Origin of the sequence: Bacteroides sp. BFG-637 (genome assembly GCF_024793605.1) — a bacterium.
Lineage (GTDB): Bacteria > Bacteroidota > Bacteroidia > Bacteroidales > Bacteroidaceae > Bacteroides > Bacteroides vicugnae.
Genome location: NZ_JANUPD010000002.1, coordinates 3,445,140 through 3,463,646 on the forward strand (window position 1 = coordinate 3,445,140; position 18,507 = coordinate 3,463,646).

Sequence of the window (18,507 nt, forward strand, 5' to 3'; positions counted from 1 at the left end):
ATCTATCTATTTAATTCATTTTTTTCCATTCCTGGTAAGAAATCAACAACCCTACTACTTCCGAGTAGTTTTGGCGGCCACTTTCTATCTTGTTTCCTTTCAGGTAAAGATCGTATATCCAATCCTGTACGGCTCCCACTACCGGGCTATACTTGGCAGCCCAATAGGCTTGATTATTCTTGGCTAATTCAATAATTTCCGGTCGGATGCGTTGAAAGAGTTTTGCATATTCTTCTTCTGAAAGTAATCTTTTTGCATTTCCCAATACATGCCCCAGTACAGAGAAATATCCGGAGAAACGGATACCCATTGCCTGTGAACGGGTGCAAACCTGATAAGCATAGAAATTGGCTTCCGCTTCGCTGGTGATACCTAACAGGTGGGCTAGTTCATGAGCATAAGTGGCGGGATAGTTGGCGGGAAGCAAATCTCCGTTAAGGGTGAATTCGCAGAAGAAAGGCCCCATGCTACCGGTTACTCCTACCATGGAAATGAATGGAGTAAACAACATGGTCTTTACTCTCGGATGATCATGTGGAGGTCGGTGCACGCCCAAGCTATCACTTAACTGATTATAGATTCGTACGGTTTCTTCCCGTATCAAATCCTGGTTGATACTATTTATAGGGGTATACGAACGATTTAATTGGGTGATATAGTCGTCAACGAACTCCTGAAAAATTTCGGGAGTGTAGGCTGTATACGGGATTTCAGTTCGTTGGTAAAAGTTCTTTTGAGAATAATTCAGTCCCCATGCCAGATAGAACCATACATAAATCCACAACAGATATTCGCCGTCGCGCAATAAAATTTTTTTCCAAGGCAACTTCTTGCGGAGACGGGCGTAAATAGGATAAATAATCACCCCCGTGATGCTAAGGAAGATGAATAAGTCTCCTATCGCAAAAGGAAATAAATTGGAAAAAAACGACAAAACGTAAGAGATAAAAGGATAGATTGTTTGCGAATAGATTGTTGCCAGAGCAGGAATCCATTGCGTTAGCCACACCAGGATTAAGATTGCTCCTAGGGCTAAATATCTTACATTTGGCTTCTTTTTCATCATTTGTCTAATATCAGTCAACAAAAATATGCATTAAATAGACGTCGCGCGAAAAAATACCTCTATATTTGCAAAAAATCTGTTAACAATGGCTTTATTACTTGTGTAATAGGAAAAGTCATTCAACATAAACCGGATAAAAGATGGCTACAAGTAGGAAGAAACACCCCGAGGGTGGTAAGATTTGAATTTAAATTATTAATTTTGCACCCGTTATTTTTAGAATATACATTATCATATATACATAAAACAATATGGAATTAGCAAGTAAGTACAATCCCGCTGACGTGGAGGGAAAATGGTACCAGTATTGGCTGGACCATCATTTATTCAGTTCGAAACCCGATGGCCGTGAACCTTACACCATCGTCATTCCGCCCCCGAACGTCACCGGTGTGTTGCACATGGGACACATGCTTAATAATACCATTCAGGATATTTTAGTTCGTCGTGCCCGTATGGAAGGCAAGAATGCCTGCTGGGTACCGGGAACTGACCATGCTTCTATTGCTACTGAAGCTAAAGTAGTAAACAAACTCGCCGCTCAAGGTATCAAGAAAACTGACCTGACTCGTGAGGAATTCCTGAAACATGCCTGGGATTGGACAGACGAACACGGAGGTATCATCCTGAAACAGCTCCGCAAACTCGGTGCATCCTGCGACTGGGATCGTACTGCTTTCACTATGGACGAGAAACGCAGTGAAAGTGTACTGAAAGTTTTCGTAGACCTGTTCGATAAAGGATTGATCTACCGCGGTGTCCGTATGGTAAACTGGGACCCGAAGGCATTGACCGCTCTTTCTGACGAGGAAGTGATCTACAAAGAAGAGCACGGAAAACTATATTACCTCCGTTATAAAGTGGAAGGTGATCCGGAAGGACGCTATGCCGTAGTGGCAACTACCCGCCCCGAAACAATCATGGGTGACACAGCGATGTGTATCAATCCGAACGACCCGAAAAACGAATGGCTGAAAGGCAAGAAAGTGATCGTTCCGCTGGTAAATCGCACCATCCCTGTGATTGAAGATGATTATGTAGACATCGAATTTGGTACAGGTTGCCTGAAAGTGACTCCGGCTCATGATGTAAACGACTATATGCTGGGTGAAAAGTACAACCTGCCTAGCATTGATATCTTCAACGATAACGGTACATTGAGCGAAGCTGCCGGTATGTATATCGGTATGGATCGTTTCGACGTCCGTAAACAAATAGAGAAAGACCTCGAAGCTGCCGGACTGCTGGACAAGACAGAAGCCTATACAAATAAGGTAGGTTACTCGGAACGTACCAATGTAGTGATCGAACCGAAACTGTCTATGCAATGGTTCCTCAAGATGCAGCATTTTGCTGACATGGCATTGCCTCCGGTAATGAACGATGAACTGAAGTTCTATCCTGCAAAATACAAGAATACCTACCGTCACTGGATGGAGAACATCAAAGACTGGTGTATCAGCCGTCAGTTGTGGTGGGGACATCGCATTCCTGCTTACTTCCTTCCGGAGGGAGGTTATGTGGTAGCTGCTACAGCAGAAGAAGCATTGGCAAAAGCAAAAGAAAAGACTGGCAATGCTGCCCTGACAATGGAAGATCTCCGTCAGGACGAAGATTGTCTGGATACTTGGTTCTCTTCCTGGTTGTGGCCGATCTCTTTGTTTGACGGAATCAACAATCCGGGTAATGAAGAAATCAACTATTACTATCCGACCAGCGACCTTGTGACAGGACCGGATATTATCTTCTTCTGGGTAGCCCGTATGATTATGGCAGGCTACGAGTATGAAGGAAAGATGCCGTTTAAGAACGTTTACTTCACAGGGATCGTTCGTGATAAACTGGGACGTAAGATGTCCAAGTCACTCGGTAATTCTCCCGATCCGTTGGAGTTGATCGAGAAATACGGAGCCGATGGAGTACGTATGGGTATGATGCTTTCTGCTCCTGCCGGAAACGATATTCTTTTCGATGACGCACTTTGCGAACAGGGACGTAACTTCTGCAACAAGATATGGAATGCTTTCCGTCTGATTAAGGGCTGGACAAATGCCAAAGGCACTATTGAAATTCCTACCGATGCACATCTGGCAGTTCAGTGGTTTGACCAAAGACTGGATGCGGCAGCTGTTGAAGTGGCCGATCTCTTCTCCAAATATCGTTTGAGCGAAGCGTTGATGCTGGTTTACAAACTATTCTGGGATGAATTCTCTTCCTGGCTGTTGGAAATCGTGAAACCTGCTTATGGACAGCCTGTCAATGGCTTTGTTTATGATATGGTTCTTAGCTCTTTCGAGCGTCTGCTTGAATTGCTGCATCCTTTTATGCCATTTATCACAGAAGAACTGTGGCAACAATTGCGTGAGCGTGAACCGGGTGAAAGCCTGATGGTTACTCAACTGTTTGAACCGGTCGGAGCAAATGAACAGTTCCTGGCAGAGTTTGAAGTAGCTAAGGAAATCATCAGTAATGTCCGTAGCATCCGTTTGCAGAAGAACATTGCTCTGAAAGAAGAACTCGAATTGCAGGTTGTAGGTACTCATCCGGTGGAGAAATTGAATCCGGTGATTATCAAGATGTGTAACCTGTCTTCCGTAACAGTGGTAGAAAGCAAATCAGAAGGTGCTGCTTCTTTCATGATAGGAACGACCGAATTTGCCGTGCCATTGGGCAATAAGATTGACGTGGAAGCCGAAATCGCCCGTATGGAAGCCGAATTGAAACATAAAGAAGGATTCTTGCAGGGAGTGATGAAGAAACTTAGCAACGAGAAATTCGTCAATAATGCTCCGGCTGCCGTTCTTGAACTGGAACGTAAGAAGCAGGCCGATGCGGAGAGTATCATCAAATCTTTGAAAGAAAGTATTGCGGCTTTGAAGAAATCATAGTCCTCTGATACTTAATTTTATATAATAAAGGGCATCTCAATTCGTTTTGGGATGCCTTTTTTTTGCGCTAAAGAAATTAATACTATCTTTGCTTTCGCTATTTATAGAATATCACAAATGAAACAACCGCTGCGGATCATCCCATTTTTCCTTGGATTATTCCTTTTCATTGAAGGATTCTTATCCCCTGCGTCAGCCCGAACCGAAAAAACAAATAAAGAAGTACTGGTTTTAAACTCGATTAATTTCAATCTGCCTTGGGCTAAAAACTTTTATTGGTGTCTTCATGATGCTCTTCAGAAACAGGGAATCTCTGTCAAAGCGGAGTCGCTTTCTGTACCTGCTTTGGAAAATGAGATGGAAGTGAATGCTCTGGTTACCCATTTGCGCCAGAAATATCCGACTCCTCCCACTGCGGTTGTGTTGATTGGAGATCCGGGATGGATAGTCTGCCGTGAATTGTTTGATGACGTATGGAAAGAAGTTCCGGTAATTGTGACAAATGCCCGCGACCATTTACCGGCTTCCCTTGAGGTCTTGTTATCTCACGTTCCGTTGACGGAAGCCAATACCCTTTCCGGTGATGAATGGAGGCGCGGATATAATATAACCATCTTGAAGCAACATTATTATGTAAAGGAGACAATCGACTTAATTTACAAACTGATACCTGATATGGAACGTCTGGCATTCATTTCGGACGATCGGTATATCAGTGAAGAAACTCGCAGAGATGTACAGGAAGCTGTAAAGGAGAACTTTCCGGACTTGCGTCTGGATTTACTTTCCACCACTCAGTTGTCTACGGAAATGTTGCTGGATACTTTACATGGTTATAAACCGAATACGGGGATCATTTATTATTCTTGGTTTGAATCACATAACAAAAATGACAATACCTATCTTTTCGATCATATTCAGGAGGTGATTGTCAATTTTACTCCGTCTCCATTGTTCTTACTTTCTCCCGAAGACTTGTCGAACAATACTTTTGCAGGAGGATATTACGTTTCGACAGAATCGTTCTGTAAATCTTTGTTGGAAATACTCGGTCGTATTTTGGATGGAGAGCAGGCACGTAATATTCCCGGTGAGGTGGGAGGACAAGGAAGTGCCAATCTCTGCTATCAAGTATTGAAATCCTACAATATACCTTCTTCCCGTTATCCGGACGATGCGGTATATGTCAATGAACCCAGGACTTTTTTCCAGCAGTATTATGTTCAAATCCTTTCCTGCTCTTTCTTTTTATTGATATTGATTGTTGCTATTGTATATTATATCAGCATTCTTCGGAAAGCATATAGTCGTCTGCATGAAGCGATGGAAAAAGCGGAGCAGGCTAATCAATTGAAATCCGCATTCCTGGCTAATATGAGTCATGAGATACGTACCCCCTTGAATGCTATTGTAGGGTTCTCGAATATGCTTCCTCATGTCGAAAACCGTGAAGAAATGTCCGAATATGCAGATCTTATTGAAACAAATACAGATTTATTGCTTCAGTTGATTAATGATATTCTGGATTTGTCGAAGATTGAAGCCGGTACATTCGATTTCTACCCTGCCTTGATTGATGTGAACCAGGCGCTTGAAGAAATCGAGCAGAGTATGCAGCTACGTCTGCGATACAATAATGTGACTTTCACATTTGCGGAAAGACTGCCCCAATGTACATTGTATACGGATAAGAACCGTTTGATTCAGTTACTTGCCAATTTCACAGTTAATGCTATTAAGTTTACAGAGGTGGGTACTATCCGTATGGGGTATCGTTTGCTCGATCCTGAAACGATTTATTTTTATGTGTCGGACACCGGCTGTGGAATGTCTCCTGAACAGTGTCTTCATGTATTCGAACGGTTTGTGAAGTACAATTCCTTTGTGCAAGGTACCGGACTGGGACTTTCTATCTGCCATACGATTGTAGACCGCCTGGGAGGGAAAATAGGAGTGGAGTCGGAAGAAAACAAAGGATCTACTTTCTGGTTTACCTTACCTTATCGGCAGAATTAGTGCTTTACTTCTCTCCAATCTATCAGTAGATAAGTTGCTATGCTCTTATTGCAAACTTCCTTTCCCTTATTGGATAAGTTGTCTTTGACTAAGAAGAAACTATAAACGCAAGTTCTGATTATATAATTGCAAGTTGCATTTATATAACCGGAACTTGCAGTTATATAAATGAAGCTTGCAATTATAGTTTTCTCTCGGTCAAAAAGAAGTTTGTCAGCAGGGGAATGTAAGTTTACCTCTAATGCAACAGAAGTTATCTATCAGTACTTTAGTAAATAGATAGTAATAGATAAGAAAATAGATGGCTGGCTTATTTTTAAGGAAATAGAATCGGTAGCAATAACGGCAGATAATCCTTTAAATCTACACGTAGTTGCTTTAGTGCCTGTTGAATGCGGTAATCTACAGTTTTGGGAGATACTCCCAAAATCTCAGCTATTTCTTTATAACTCATATCCCGGAACCGATGCATCACAAAAGCTTCCCGGTAACTTTCCGGCAATGTGGCAATGGCATTTTTGATACGTTGTGTCAACTCTTCGACTTGATAAAGATCCGTATCTTGTAGCATCTCCTGCATCTCTTCATAAAATCGAGTGTCGGCACGTTGGGTGGCATCAATATGTGCAAGCTTGTTCAGAGCTTTGCGGTATATCATTTTAAAGAGGTATGAACTAAGCGAGGTTTCGATAATCAGATTTTCTCTATTTTCCCAAATCCATAAAAGAGAATCCTGCACAATTTCTTCCGCATCTTCCAGATCGACGAAGCGATGGCCGTAGGCGCACAGTGCCGGATAATATCTCCGAAACAGTGCATCAAATGCCTTTTGGTCTCCCTGTTGTATGGCAGATAATAGAAAATTGTTGTCTGACAGGTGAATTTCTTTCATGCATTAGTTCGATATTTCACTGCAAATATAGCTTTTTTATAAGAAAACAAAGATTTTCTGAAAAAAAATGAGATTTGGTTTAGGAATCTCTAAAGTCTCCCTTGTCTTATAGTAAAAGGCAATAAAATACGAATATGGATAAGACTGATAAAAATACAATAGAAGAATTGCTTCCCCGTTATTGTGAGGGACTGGCAACGGAAGAAGAGCGTCTGCAAGTTGAGACGTGGATGGATGAATCGGAAGAAAACCGACGGATGGCCAAACAAATACATGCTCTCTATCTTGCCACAGATACCGTTCACATCATGACGAAAGTCGACACAGAGAAAGCATTGACAAAGGTGAAAAGTAGAATGACAGGTAACAGACAAAGGAAAACGACATGGTGGGAATGGGCGCAACGTGCGGCAGCAGTGCTGTTCATTCCACTTCTCGTTACTCTGATGGTACAACACTGGGGAGGAAGCGAACAGGAACTGGTACAAATCATGGAAGTGAAGACGAATCCAGGAATGATGACTTCTTTGACATTGCCCGACGGTACACTGGTTTTCCTGAATTCCGAATCTACTTTGAGTTATCCCTCACGCTTTGACGGCGACACGAGAAATGTAACATTGCAGGGAGAAGCTTATTTTGAAGTAGCCAAGAATCCGGAAAAGAAATTTATAGTCTCTACTTCCCACCAGTCACAGATCGAGGTATTGGGAACTCATTTTAATGTAGAGGCTTATGAAAAAGAAGACCGGATTGCAGCAACATTGGTTGAAGGAAAGATAGGTTTTATTTATTCATCTGACAATGGTTCGAAAAAAGTACTGATGGATCCCGGACAGAAATTGGTCTATGATACAAGAGACAGTAAAGTACAGCTTTATGCCACCTCCGGCGAGTCGGAAATAGCATGGAAAGAGGGAAAGATTATATTCAAGAATACTCCTCTCAAAGAGGGATTGCGAATGTTGGAGAAGCGGTATAACGTGGAATTCATTATTAAAAACGACCGTTTGAAAGGAGACTCATTTACAGGTACGTTTACTAATCAACGCTTGGAGCGTATTCTGGAATATTTCCAGCTTTCTTCTCAAATCCGTTGGCGTTATCTTGATTCGCCGGATATAAAAGATGAAAAGAGTAAAATTGAAATATATTGATTGATTAACCTTAAAAACAAAAATGCAATGAAAGACAGATCCCCTTAAACAAAAACATACGGGAGGATATTGGCGTATCTCCCCGTATGGAAATCGGTAAATCTTTTTGATGCTTGTTTGGCGACAAGCTTAGATAAACTTTTTATTAACTTTAAGTCATTACAAATTTATGCAAAATTATTTTAGCATCCAATTTTTGTGGGTGGTAAAGTCACTTTGGCTAACCTCAAAAAAAATCCCATTATCTATGAGACTATTGGTTTTGTTCTTTGTATGTTCTATCGGATTGAGCTATGCAGCCGATAGTTACGCTCAAAAGGCTTTAATCAGTATTGATGTACGTAATCAGCGAGTGGAGGACATTTTGAAAGAGATTGAAGCGCAGTCTGATTTCGATTTTTTCTTCAATAATAAGCATGTCGATTTGAATCGTCGCGTATCAGTTTCCGCTGATAAAAGCAACATTTTTAGTGTGTTGAAAGAAATCTTTTCCGGTACTAATGTAAAATATTCGGTACTGGACAAGAAGATAATATTATCCATCGAGGCACAGTCTCCGGAACAAGAAAAGAAAATAACCATATCCGGTACTATATCAGATGCACAGGGGGAACCGATTATCGGGGCCAGTGTGTTAGAAAAAGGAGTACAGGGTAACGGTACGATAACAGATATTGACGGGAATTTCAAACTCTCCGTTTCTTCATCGAAGGCACAGCTCGATATCTCCTATATCGGCTATCAGTCGCAGACGGTTGCCGTACAACCCGGAAAAAACATGAGAATCACTTTGCAGGAAGATTCCAAACAACTTGACGAAGTGGTAGTGGTGGGTTACGGTACACAGAGCAAGAAGACATTGACCGGTGCCGTTTCTATGGTAAACATGGGAGATGTGGAGATGAATACCGTACCGAATGTATCTCGTGCGTTGGCAGGTAAAGCAGCAGGATTCCGTGTGAACCAGGTTTCTGCGCAGCCGGGCGGTGAAGCGAAATTCCGTATTCGTGGAGAGGCGTCTACAGGTGCTGGTAATGAACCTTTATTTGTAATCGACGGCTTCCCGGTATCTTCTACTTCCAATTTAAGTTCGGGTAATGGTTTCTACGAATCGGGTAATATCGATAATGTACTGGAATCATTGAATCCGGATGACATTGAATCCATTTCTGTGTTGAAAGATGCTGCTTCTACGGCTATTTATGGTGCGCGTGCCGGACATGGAGTTGTTTTGATTACCACCAAACGCGGTAAGAGTCAGAAGCCCAGAGTGACTTATTCCGGTATGGGATCGGTGCAGGTAGCCCGTTCCAACTATAAGATGCTTGATACCCGTATGTATATGGATATGTATAATAAACAGATGTATGAAGAGTGGTTAAAGTTGAACGGAATGGGTATCTATGAAGGATATGTTGAAAAGCAGGACACTCCGCCTACTCAATATAAACCCACTTTCAATAATGATGAAATATTGACAGCTAGCGGTACCGATTGGTTGGATGCGGTGATGCGCAATGGATATACGCAACAGCACAATCTTTCTGTGAATGGTGGTACGGAGAAAACCCGTTATCTGGCTTCTGTCAACTATATGAATCAGGAGGGTATTGTCAAGAATAATGGTATCAGCCGTTTTTCTGCCCGTTTGAATCTGGATCAGGAATTGAGTGAATATGTTTCTTTCGGACTGACTGCTACTTACTCACAGAATAAGTATGATAATGTTCCGCTGGGAGACAATGCCAATGAATATTCCGGTGTATTGACCGGTGCTATCCAGTCCAATCCTACTATTCCTATCTATGATTCTGAAGGAAATTATTATATTGATCCGAAACGTCCTTTTGTTGCAAATCCGGTGTCTCTGTTGGATATAAAGGATAACACTGTAAAAGACCGGATCATAGGCTCTGCATTCGTATCCGTGAAACCTTTGAAAGAATTGGAAGTGAAGTTGCAGTTAGGTGTCGACCGTAGTTTCCAGAAACGTTCCAGCTATTTGCCTAAAACAACTTTGCAGGGAAAGACCAAAAACGGAAGAGCGGATATTTCGCAGGAAACAAGTACTACCTATCTGATGGAGCTGACAGCACAATATTCCAAGAGTTTTGGTGATCATAACGTGAAAGCTATTGGTGGTTATTCATTCCAGAAATTTAAGAATGATGGATTGAGTGCCGGAAATGAAGACTTTCTTGTAGATGGTTTCGGATATAATAGTTTGGGTTCAGGTAATTACAAGAAACCTTCTGTAGGTTCATGGGCTTCTATTAACAGTATTGCTTCTCTGTTTGCCCGTGCCAATTACTCGTATAAAGGCAGATATTTACTGGAAGCTACAGTTCGTGCTGATGCTGCTTCCAATTTCGCCCCGGAAAATCGTTGGGGGTATTTCCCGTCCATATCAGCCGGTTGGATGATAAGTGAAGAAAATTTCATGAAAGGGGCTTCAAACTGGTTATCTATGTTGAAGTTAAGAACTTCTTACGGACAGACAGGTAACTCTAATGTCGGTTATCGCATTTACGACTATTATGAAGTGGGAAGAAGTGCTATTATCGGAGGTGCAGAATCAACAGGAGTATATGCTTCGGATTTGGGTAACAGGAGCCTGACTTGGGAAACGACCACGGAATTTAATGTAGGTGTGGATCTAGGCATACTCAACAACCGGTTTAAGTTGACAGCCGAATACTTCAAACGTAAGATTACAGACTTGTTGGTGACAAATAAACCATTGCCTTTTTATAATGAGATAAATAAAATAGCGGGTAATATAGGATCAACACAAAGTCAGGGTGTGGAAATCACAGTGAATACGGTGAATATCGTTACTAAAGATTTTGAATGGGATACGACATTAACCTTGTCACATTACAATGACCGTTGGCTGACACGTGACCCGAACTGGAAACCCAAACCTTATGAAAAAGAAAATGATCCGATTCGTGCATGGTGGGAATATGAAGCGCTTGGTATCCTGCAACCGGGAGAAAAAGTTCCGGACGCTCAAAAAGACTTGGTTCCGGGTATGATGAAACTGAAAGACCGCGATGGAAACGGAGTATTGGGAGATGAGGATAAAGTATATATGGGTAATGGTGACCCCAAAATAATCTACGGTCTGAACAACTCGTTCAGATATAAGAACTTCGACTTGAATATCTATTTCTATGGAGAAGCCGGCAGAAAGAGAGGAGCCAGTTATTATGAGGGCTGGACACGTATGGACAATGGTATCAATGTTTCTACTTATGCCCTGAAAGCTTTCAATAGCAATAACCTGACAGCCACTGATCCGACATTCGTCAGAGGTGGAAGCGGATGGGGTGACTATTATGTGAAATCTATCTATTATGTTCGTTGTGGAAGCATTACATTGGGATATAAAGTGCCTGTCAGCCAGAAGATTGCCAAGAATCTCCGTGTATATGTAGACGTGAACAATCCGTTTGTGATTACTAACTGGACAGGTCTGGACCCGGAAACGGACAACGGGACCTATGCATATCCGAATGTAACCTCGTATAATTTTGGTGTATCAATATCTTTCTAATAAGTGATGAATATGAAAAAGACAATTTATACTGCAATAGCAACTCTCTTGTTCCTCATTTCGTCTTGTACGCTGGAGCAGGAAGTATATAATAAAATTAATCCGGGAATGTTTCCCCAAAATGCTGAAGACGTAAATGCTTTGGTCAATTCGAGTGCTTATTATGTGTTCTCTCCGTGGGGGATCTTTGAAGTAGCGGCAGGCTATGTGACGACTTCGGAAATGGTAACCGATTATGTGGAAAACACTTGGGGATGGACTACCGTATACAATTCGTATGAAGCTAATGACTGGCATATCGACGGTGACTATCGTCGTGTGTATGACTATTCCCAGTATTTGGCTTCCATGACTTTGACAATGGATCGCATCAAGGACGTGAATATGGATGAAACCTTGAAAGCTCGCTATATGGCGGAATTGAAATGCGGACGTGGTTTCCTGGCTTTCCTGATGTATGATATGTACGGTCCGATACCTATCGCTGATCTGGAGACTTTGCAAAAACCGGAAGCGGAGATTGTTATTCCACGTTTGTCGGAAGAAGCCATGCGTGAATACATTGTTTCCAACTTGAAAGATGCAGCTAATGTGTTGCCTTATAAGTATGAAGATACAAATTACGGACGTTTCACCAAAGGATTGGCCAATACATTATTGCTGAAATTCTACATGATGACTAAGCAATGGGATGAGGCGGAGAAAATAGGACGTGAATTGACAAAACCGGAATATGGTTATAAATTGGTAGACGATTATAACTCTCTGTTCTCTTTATCTGGTGAAAAGAATTCGGAAGTCATATTCTCATGTGTGGCCGAGGCCGGTGTGATGGAACAGAAATGGTTCGCTCACGTACTGACTTCAGACTATCCTCTTCCAGCCGGAATGTCGGTAACTGCCTGGGGAGGGTATAAAATTTCCTGGCCTGCATACGAATCGTATGATCCAAAAGACAAGAGACGCGAAAGAATTATTGGTGAATATACAGGTACGGAGGGCGTACACCATAGCCGGGCGCTTGACCGTGACGGTGGTACGACAGGTATACTTTTCTACGGTGCAATTCCGGTGAAATATAAAATTGAGGGTGTAATAGGAGAGAAGTGCGAAATAGATATGCCCATCTATCGTTATGCGGATGTATTGACTTTACTTTCGGAAGCTATCGTTCGCAATGGAAACAGTATCACTCAAGAGGCGATTGGCCTGTTGAATCAGGTGCGGGTTACTCATGGTGGATTGAAAGCTTATCAATTGAGTGATTTCTCATCAGTAGAAGATTTTCTGGATAAACTGTTGGAAGAACGTGGACATGAATTCTATTTTGAAGGAGTGCGCCGTCAGGATTTGATCCGCCATGGAAAATTTATTGAAGCAGCACTTGCCAAAGCAAGATTTGCCGGACAACCGACAGGTAAAATAGAAACGAAAGTGGATGGACAATATAAATATGAGAAATTCCCGTTGCCTACTCATCTGATAACTGAAGGACAAGGCATTATAATTCAAAATCCCGGTTACTAAAAAATAGATAGCATTATGAAACATTTATTATATAGTCTATTAGGAATATTGTTGCTTGCCGGATGTAAGGAAGACAAGTACAATGTGATCATTCCGATGTCGGATATTTACTTGAGCACGCCTCAAGATGGAGCGATCATTGATTTGAATGATTTATCGATTGAGAAATATAGTTTCTCTTGGGAGAAGCCTCTGGAAAATGGAGCAAAGCTGCTTATTTGTGCTGACAGGAAATTCAAAGAACCGGTGATAATTGATGCAGGAAAATCGACTTCTGTTACGATATCTGCATTGACTGCCGATCAGAGTTTTTCTCAATTGGGAATTAAAGCGGGACAGGAAGCAATACTGTATTGGACGGTCAAAGAAACAGGTAATATAACCGCAGCAGCTTCGGAAGCACGCACCATTCGGGTGAAACGTATGACTAGCAAATTAGTGCAGCCGGAAGATTTGACTAAGATTTCCTTGGCTGAAAATGCGCCGGAGACTGCTGTGCAATTTGAATGGAATACCCAGGAATGGCCTGAATCCACCTCGTACTCGCTTTGTTTCTCACTGGATCCCGAAATGAAACAGATGGTTGCCGAACAGAGTGTGGGAGTTGTGAATGGTAAAGCATCATTGACTCATGAAGAACTTCAGGCACTGCTCGATAAACTTTCCATCAAACGTTGGACTTCCAATTCTGTGTATTGGAATGTGAAGACTGATGATGGGCAATGGGTATCGCGTTCTTCCGGAGTATTGAATATGACAGAAATGATGCGCTTCGTCGATGTTCGTGGAGATGAAAAGATTACTTACCGTGTTGTTCGTATATTTTATAGTGATAAAACGTCATTGGTTTGGTTGGCGGATAACCTGCGTGCGACTAAATATGCTGATGGTACAGATATTGAAGCGAATAATTTCAAAAATACACCTGCGTCGCTCGGAGAAGGTAGAGTGAAAGCCTATGGAGTGCATTATCATTACGATATTCGTGATAAGATAGCACCTAAGGGATGGCGTTTGCCGACCATACAGGAATATAAGAATTTGTTTGCGGAAGCCGGAACTGCCGAAGGTCAATGGAATGTATTGAAAGATCCTGAATATTATGAATCAGTAAAAGGGCAGGCGCATTTGAACGACTGGAAATTCAATTTGTGTGCTTCCGGTCAATGGAGCGGTGATGCAATCACTAATCATACCGGACCGTATTCTTATCTGTTGGTCACTGATGATATGTCTCATCAATGTATTCTTCATGATGGAGGAGCAACATTGTGGAGTCCTTGGACAACCGGTGCTCCTGCACGTTTTATCTACAATGAAAATTAATCGGGTGAAAATTAAAAGTATATCAATCATGTTAATCAATATAAAGAAAACTATGACCATATTATCTACCTTATTATTAGGTATTATGTGTAGCTTTTGTTCTGATACAATAGATGTATATGCGGGACAATATGGAGAAGAAGACGGAACGAGTGAACCGGAAACTCCGGAGGTAACAGGAAATATTGTACCGATCGAGTCGCTTAGGAATCCCGATAGGGGATTCCACTTGGAATGTAATTTGCTTGCCGACCAAATGAAAAGTCCATATAATGATTATGAGGTTTATGGCAATGATTTGTATACGAAGAAAGTAGAGCAATTTGATGCAAAGGACGATAACCTGACTCTTGTGCAGCAATATATCTACTTAACTAACTGGGTGAGTAAGGATCTGGATGCTGAAGCTCTGTCAAATATCCGCAAGATATTCGAATTGATGAAAGCGCAGGGATATAAAGCCATTCTTCGTTTTGCATACAATCACGCCGGACTGAATACTTCCGGTGGCGAATCCAAACAATGGATTCTCCGGCACATCGAACAACTGACTCCTCTGTTGAATGAATACATTGGACAAATTGCTACCATGCAGGTGGGGTTTATCGGTGCTTGGGGAGAGTGGCATACTTCTCCGTTGATGAATGACCAGAGTGCGAAGAATGCAATCGTCAGTGCTTTATTGAGAGCCTTACCTTCACCTTATTGTGTAGAAATGCGTTATCCGAATCATAAGAAAGCGTTGACACTGGAACAGGAAGGATCTCGTGGACGCATCGGATATGCGAATGATTATTTTACAGCCGGCGAACATCCGCTTGCACCGGGCAATGACTTTGTTCCTAATACGGATGACTACAAGCAGATAACGGAAGAGGTGAAAGCGAACAATTTCTATATGAGCGGTGAGATCCCTTATAATGAGGATACAGAATGGGGATTGGCAGCGTTGATTAGTCCGATAAAATCATTGCGTATTTTGCGCGAACACCGTTACTCGGCATTTGATGTGACACAAAACTTTGATTTGAATATCATGAGTTGGAAACGGGTAAAAGTAAATCCCGCTTTATTAAATGATAATCATATTCTGTTCGATGAGAGTTACTTCAAAGATGAGGAGGGCAATGATGTTGTTCGTTCATTCTATGATTTTGTCCGCGACCATTTGGGCTATCGTCTGAATCTCCAAAGTGAATCGAAAGTAGAAGCAAAAGGTGGAAATCTGGAATATGATCTGACGATTACGAATACCGGTTTTGCTACGGTGATTAATCCGAAAGAGGTATATCTCGTACTGGTTTCCGAAAGCGGTCAGGTAGTGAAAGAATTTAAACTGGATGTGGATCCTAAGACTTGGATTCCGTCTACTGATCAGGAACCGAATCAGGCTGCGAAATACACTATCAAAGGAAGTGTGGCAGCCGGTGTGAGCGGGACTTATAAAGTAGGAATCTGGATGCCGGAAAAAGTAGCCGATTGGAAATACAATTCGGTATATGCCATTAAGTTTGCTCAAACAGAAAATGTGACTCATTGGTATGATGATGCAAAAAAATACGCTGTAAACCTGTTCGGAACAGTTACATTCTAAAAATAAATTGATGAATACTTCCGACCGTATGGAATGGATTTCATGTTGCGGTCGGAGTATTCGGAATTCACATCTTATTTGAATGAAGATGAACAAAAATCATAAAACCGTACTTGTTATACTTAACATCATAGTATCATTTCTAATTTCATCCTGTTCCTCCCCCAAGGAACAGGTTAGAATAGGAAATGGTACTTTTACTATCGAGGGAAAGGATATCCAGTTGATTTGTGGAGAAATGCACTATCCCCGCATTCCGCACGAGTATTGGCGTGACCGCCTGAAGAGAGCGCGTGCGATGGGACTGAATACGGTGTCTGCCTACGTCTTTTGGAACTTCCATGAACGTCAGTCGGGAGAATTTGACTTTAGCGGACAGGCTGATATTGCGGAATTTATCCGTACGGCACAAGAAGAGGGACTGTATGTGATTCTTCGTCCCGGTCCGTATGTATGTGCAGAATGGGATTTCGGAGGTTACCCGTCGTGGCTGCTGAAAGAAAAGGATCTGACTTATCGTAGTAAAGATCCGCGTTTCCTGTCCTATTGTGAACGATATATCAAAGAACTAGGCAAACAACTGTCTCCTTTGACCATCAATAATGGAGGTAATATTATTATGGTGCAGGTGGAGAATGAATATGGATCGTATGCAGCGGATAAAGAGTATCTTGCCGCTATCCGCGATATGATTAAAGAAGCAGGATTCAATGTTCCGCTATTTACCTGCGACGGTGGTGGACAGGTGGAAGCCGGACATGTTGAGGGCGTACTGCCTACATTGAACGGAGTGTTTGGTGAAGATATATTCAAAGTGGTAGATAAGTACCAAAAGGGCGGTCCCTATTTTGTAGCGGAGTTTTATCCGGCCTGGTTTGACGAGTGGGGCAGACGACATTCTTCTGTTGCTTATGAACGTCCTGCCGAACAGCTGGACTGGATGTTGAGCCACGGTGTTTCTGTCAGCATGTATATGTTCCATGGAGGTACAAACTTTGAGTATACCAATGGAGCCAATACCGGAGGCGGTTATCAGCCCCAGCCCACAAGCTATGATTATGACGCTCCCTTGGGTGAATGGGGAAATTGTTATCCCAAATATCATGCATTCAGGGAAGTGATTCAGAAATACCTGCCTGCGGGAACAGTATTGCCGGAAGTTCCGGCAGATAATCCGACTACCACTTTTGCAACAGTCGAATTAAAGGAAAGTGCTCCATTAAGGACTGCATTTCATCAGACTACCCAGTCGGAAAATGTGCTGTCGATGGAAGACTTGGGGGTTGATTTCGGATATATTCATTATCAGGCAACACTCCCCAAAGCGGGAAGACAGAAACTTGTCATACAGGATTTGCGTGACTATGCTGTGATCCTCATTGATGGTAAGCAGGTAGCCAGTCTGGATCGTCGTTACAATCAGAACAGTGTGACCTTGAATGTGCCGAAGACACCTGCCACACTGGAGATTCTGGTAGAAAATACCGGACGCGTCAACTACGGCCCCGATATACTGTTTAACCGGAAAGGTATCACCAGCCAAGTTTTGTGGGGAAATGAAAAGTTGACCGGATGGTCTATTACTCCATTGCCTCTGTATAAAGAAAAAGTTTCGGAAATGGAGTTTGGCGAAACCATCAAAGGCGTTCCCGCTTTCCATAAAGGAACGTTTACAGTAGAGAAGAAAGGTGACTGCTTTGTGGATATGAGTCAATGGGGCAAAGGTGCTGTCTGGGTAAATGGCAAATCTCTGGGACGTTTCTGGAATATCGGCCCTCAACAAACACTCTATCTGCCCGCTCCATGGCTGAAAGAGGGAGAAAACGAAATTGTAGTGTTTGAAATGGAAGATACGGGTAAGCGTGTTTTGCAAGGATTGAATCAACCCATTCTGGATAGTCTGGGTATTGATAAGAATTATCAGAAAGGCCAGCGTCGTGCAGTGGCAGGCACTCCGATTCTGGAAGACGGTGATCTTGCATTAAAAACTACTTTGCAGGAGACTAATGAGTGGCAGTCATTCGATTTACCGGTTGCGACTACTCTCCGCCATTTCTGTATAGAGACTCTGTCTTCCTACACAGAGGATAATCAGGCCTGCATTTCGGAAGTGGAACTGATAGATGATAAGGGACAGCCGATTGACAAAACTAAATGGGAAGTCGTTTATGTAAGCAGCGAACAAGCTGATAAGAACTTGGGAATAGCGGAAAACCTGTTTGATGGAGATATCTCTTCTTTTTGGCATACGGATGCGGCTATGGAACCTAATCATCCTCACCGGGTTATTATAGATCTGAAAGAAATTTATAAGGTTTCGGCTTTTCGCGTGAAAGTTCGTAAAGGTTCATTCTTGTCAGGAAAGGTGAAAGATATAAATGTATATGGCCGTCCACAATTCTTCTTATTTCATTGAATAAAACGTAGTAAATAGATATAAAATGCGACTCTTAATTATTATATTTGATAAATTGTAAATAAA

10 protein-coding genes are annotated in these 18,507 nt (G+C 42.1%); 8 read left to right on the forward strand and 2 right to left on the reverse strand.

Going from position 1 to position 18,507, the window contains the following annotated elements; all coding sequences use genetic code 11:
* Positions 1 to 10: 10 nt before the first annotated feature.
* Positions 11 to 1,066 carry a DUF3810 domain-containing protein gene (locus NXX38_RS13145; protein ID WP_234131909.1) on the reverse strand — a complete coding sequence of 352 codons (1,056 nt, stop codon included), beginning with the start codon at positions 1,064 to 1,066 and terminating at the stop codon, positions 11 to 13.
* 251 nt (positions 1,067 to 1,317) lie between these two features.
* On the opposite strand from NXX38_RS13145, the gene NXX38_RS13150 reads away from it, so the two are divergent.
* Positions 1,318 to 3,954, forward strand: coding sequence for a valine--tRNA ligase (locus NXX38_RS13150; RefSeq protein WP_148364386.1), 2,637 nt, complete (start codon positions 1,318 to 1,320; stop codon positions 3,952 to 3,954).
* A gap of 117 nt (positions 3,955 to 4,071) precedes the next feature.
* Positions 4,072 to 5,970, forward strand: a complete 1,899-nt coding sequence (locus NXX38_RS13155) for an ATP-binding protein (protein ID WP_148364387.1) — start codon at positions 4,072 to 4,074, stop codon at positions 5,968 to 5,970.
* Positions 5,971 to 6,286: 316 nt separating this feature from the next.
* Here the strand turns inward: NXX38_RS13155 and NXX38_RS13160 are convergent, their stop codons facing one another.
* Positions 6,287 to 6,862, reverse strand: coding sequence for an RNA polymerase sigma-70 factor (locus tag NXX38_RS13160; protein WP_148364388.1), 576 nt, complete (start codon positions 6,860 to 6,862; stop codon positions 6,287 to 6,289).
* A gap of 134 nt (positions 6,863 to 6,996) precedes the next feature.
* Between NXX38_RS13160 and NXX38_RS13165 the strand changes: the two genes are divergently transcribed.
* The 6 genes from NXX38_RS13165 (at position 6,997) to NXX38_RS13190 (ending at position 18,441) form a co-directional block, all read left to right on the forward strand.
* Positions 6,997 to 8,019, forward strand: a complete 1,023-nt coding sequence (locus NXX38_RS13165) for a FecR family protein (protein ID WP_148364389.1) — start codon at positions 6,997 to 6,999, stop codon at positions 8,017 to 8,019.
* 169 nt (positions 8,020 to 8,188) lie between these two features.
* Positions 8,189 to 11,578 (forward strand): TonB-dependent receptor, encoded by a 3,390-nt coding sequence (locus NXX38_RS13170; protein WP_309569414.1) that lies wholly within the window; start codon positions 8,189 to 8,191, stop codon positions 11,576 to 11,578.
* 12 nt (positions 11,579 to 11,590) lie between these two features.
* Positions 11,591 to 13,105: a RagB/SusD family nutrient uptake outer membrane protein gene (locus tag NXX38_RS13175; protein WP_148364391.1), complete on the forward strand. Its 1,515-nt coding sequence runs from the start codon at positions 11,591 to 11,593 to the stop codon at positions 13,103 to 13,105.
* A 15-nt stretch (positions 13,106 to 13,120) separates the two neighbouring features.
* Complete coding sequence (locus NXX38_RS13180; protein ID WP_258979669.1) at positions 13,121 to 14,431, forward strand: SusE domain-containing protein; 1,311 nt, start codon at positions 13,121 to 13,123, stop codon at positions 14,429 to 14,431.
* A gap of 28 nt (positions 14,432 to 14,459) precedes the next feature.
* Entirely contained in the window at positions 14,460 to 16,025 is a 1,566-nt protein-coding gene (locus tag NXX38_RS13185) for a DUF4874 domain-containing protein (RefSeq protein ID WP_297284621.1), read from the forward strand.
* Positions 16,026 to 16,113: 88 nt separating this feature from the next.
* On the forward strand, positions 16,114 to 18,441 hold the full coding sequence (locus NXX38_RS13190) for a beta-galactosidase (RefSeq protein ID WP_309569436.1): 2,328 nt from the start codon (positions 16,114 to 16,116) through the stop codon (positions 18,439 to 18,441).
* The last annotated feature ends 66 nt before the right edge of the window (positions 18,442 to 18,507 follow it).

Coding starts and splice junctions, on each gene's coding strand:
- NXX38_RS13190 (WP_309569436.1), top strand. CDS start 16,114: ATGAACAAAAATCATAAAACCGTACTTGTTATACTTAACATCATAGTA.
- NXX38_RS13155 (WP_148364387.1), top strand. CDS start 4,072: ATGAAACAACCGCTGCGGATCATCCCATTTTTCCTTGGATTATTCCTT.
- NXX38_RS13165 (WP_148364389.1), top strand. CDS start 6,997: ATGGATAAGACTGATAAAAATACAATAGAAGAATTGCTTCCCCGTTAT.
- NXX38_RS13160 (WP_148364388.1), bottom strand. CDS start 6,862: ATGAAAGAAATTCACCTGTCAGACAACAATTTTCTATTATCTGCCATA.
- NXX38_RS13150 (WP_148364386.1), top strand. CDS start 1,318: ATGGAATTAGCAAGTAAGTACAATCCCGCTGACGTGGAGGGAAAATGG.
- NXX38_RS13185 (WP_297284621.1), top strand. CDS start 14,460: ATGTTAATCAATATAAAGAAAACTATGACCATATTATCTACCTTATTA.
- NXX38_RS13170 (WP_309569414.1), top strand. CDS start 8,189: ATGCAAAATTATTTTAGCATCCAATTTTTGTGGGTGGTAAAGTCACTT.
- NXX38_RS13175 (WP_148364391.1), top strand. CDS start 11,591: ATGAAAAAGACAATTTATACTGCAATAGCAACTCTCTTGTTCCTCATT.
- NXX38_RS13180 (WP_258979669.1), top strand. CDS start 13,121: ATGAAACATTTATTATATAGTCTATTAGGAATATTGTTGCTTGCCGGA.
- NXX38_RS13145 (WP_234131909.1), bottom strand. CDS start 1,066: ATGATGAAAAAGAAGCCAAATGTAAGATATTTAGCCCTAGGAGCAATC.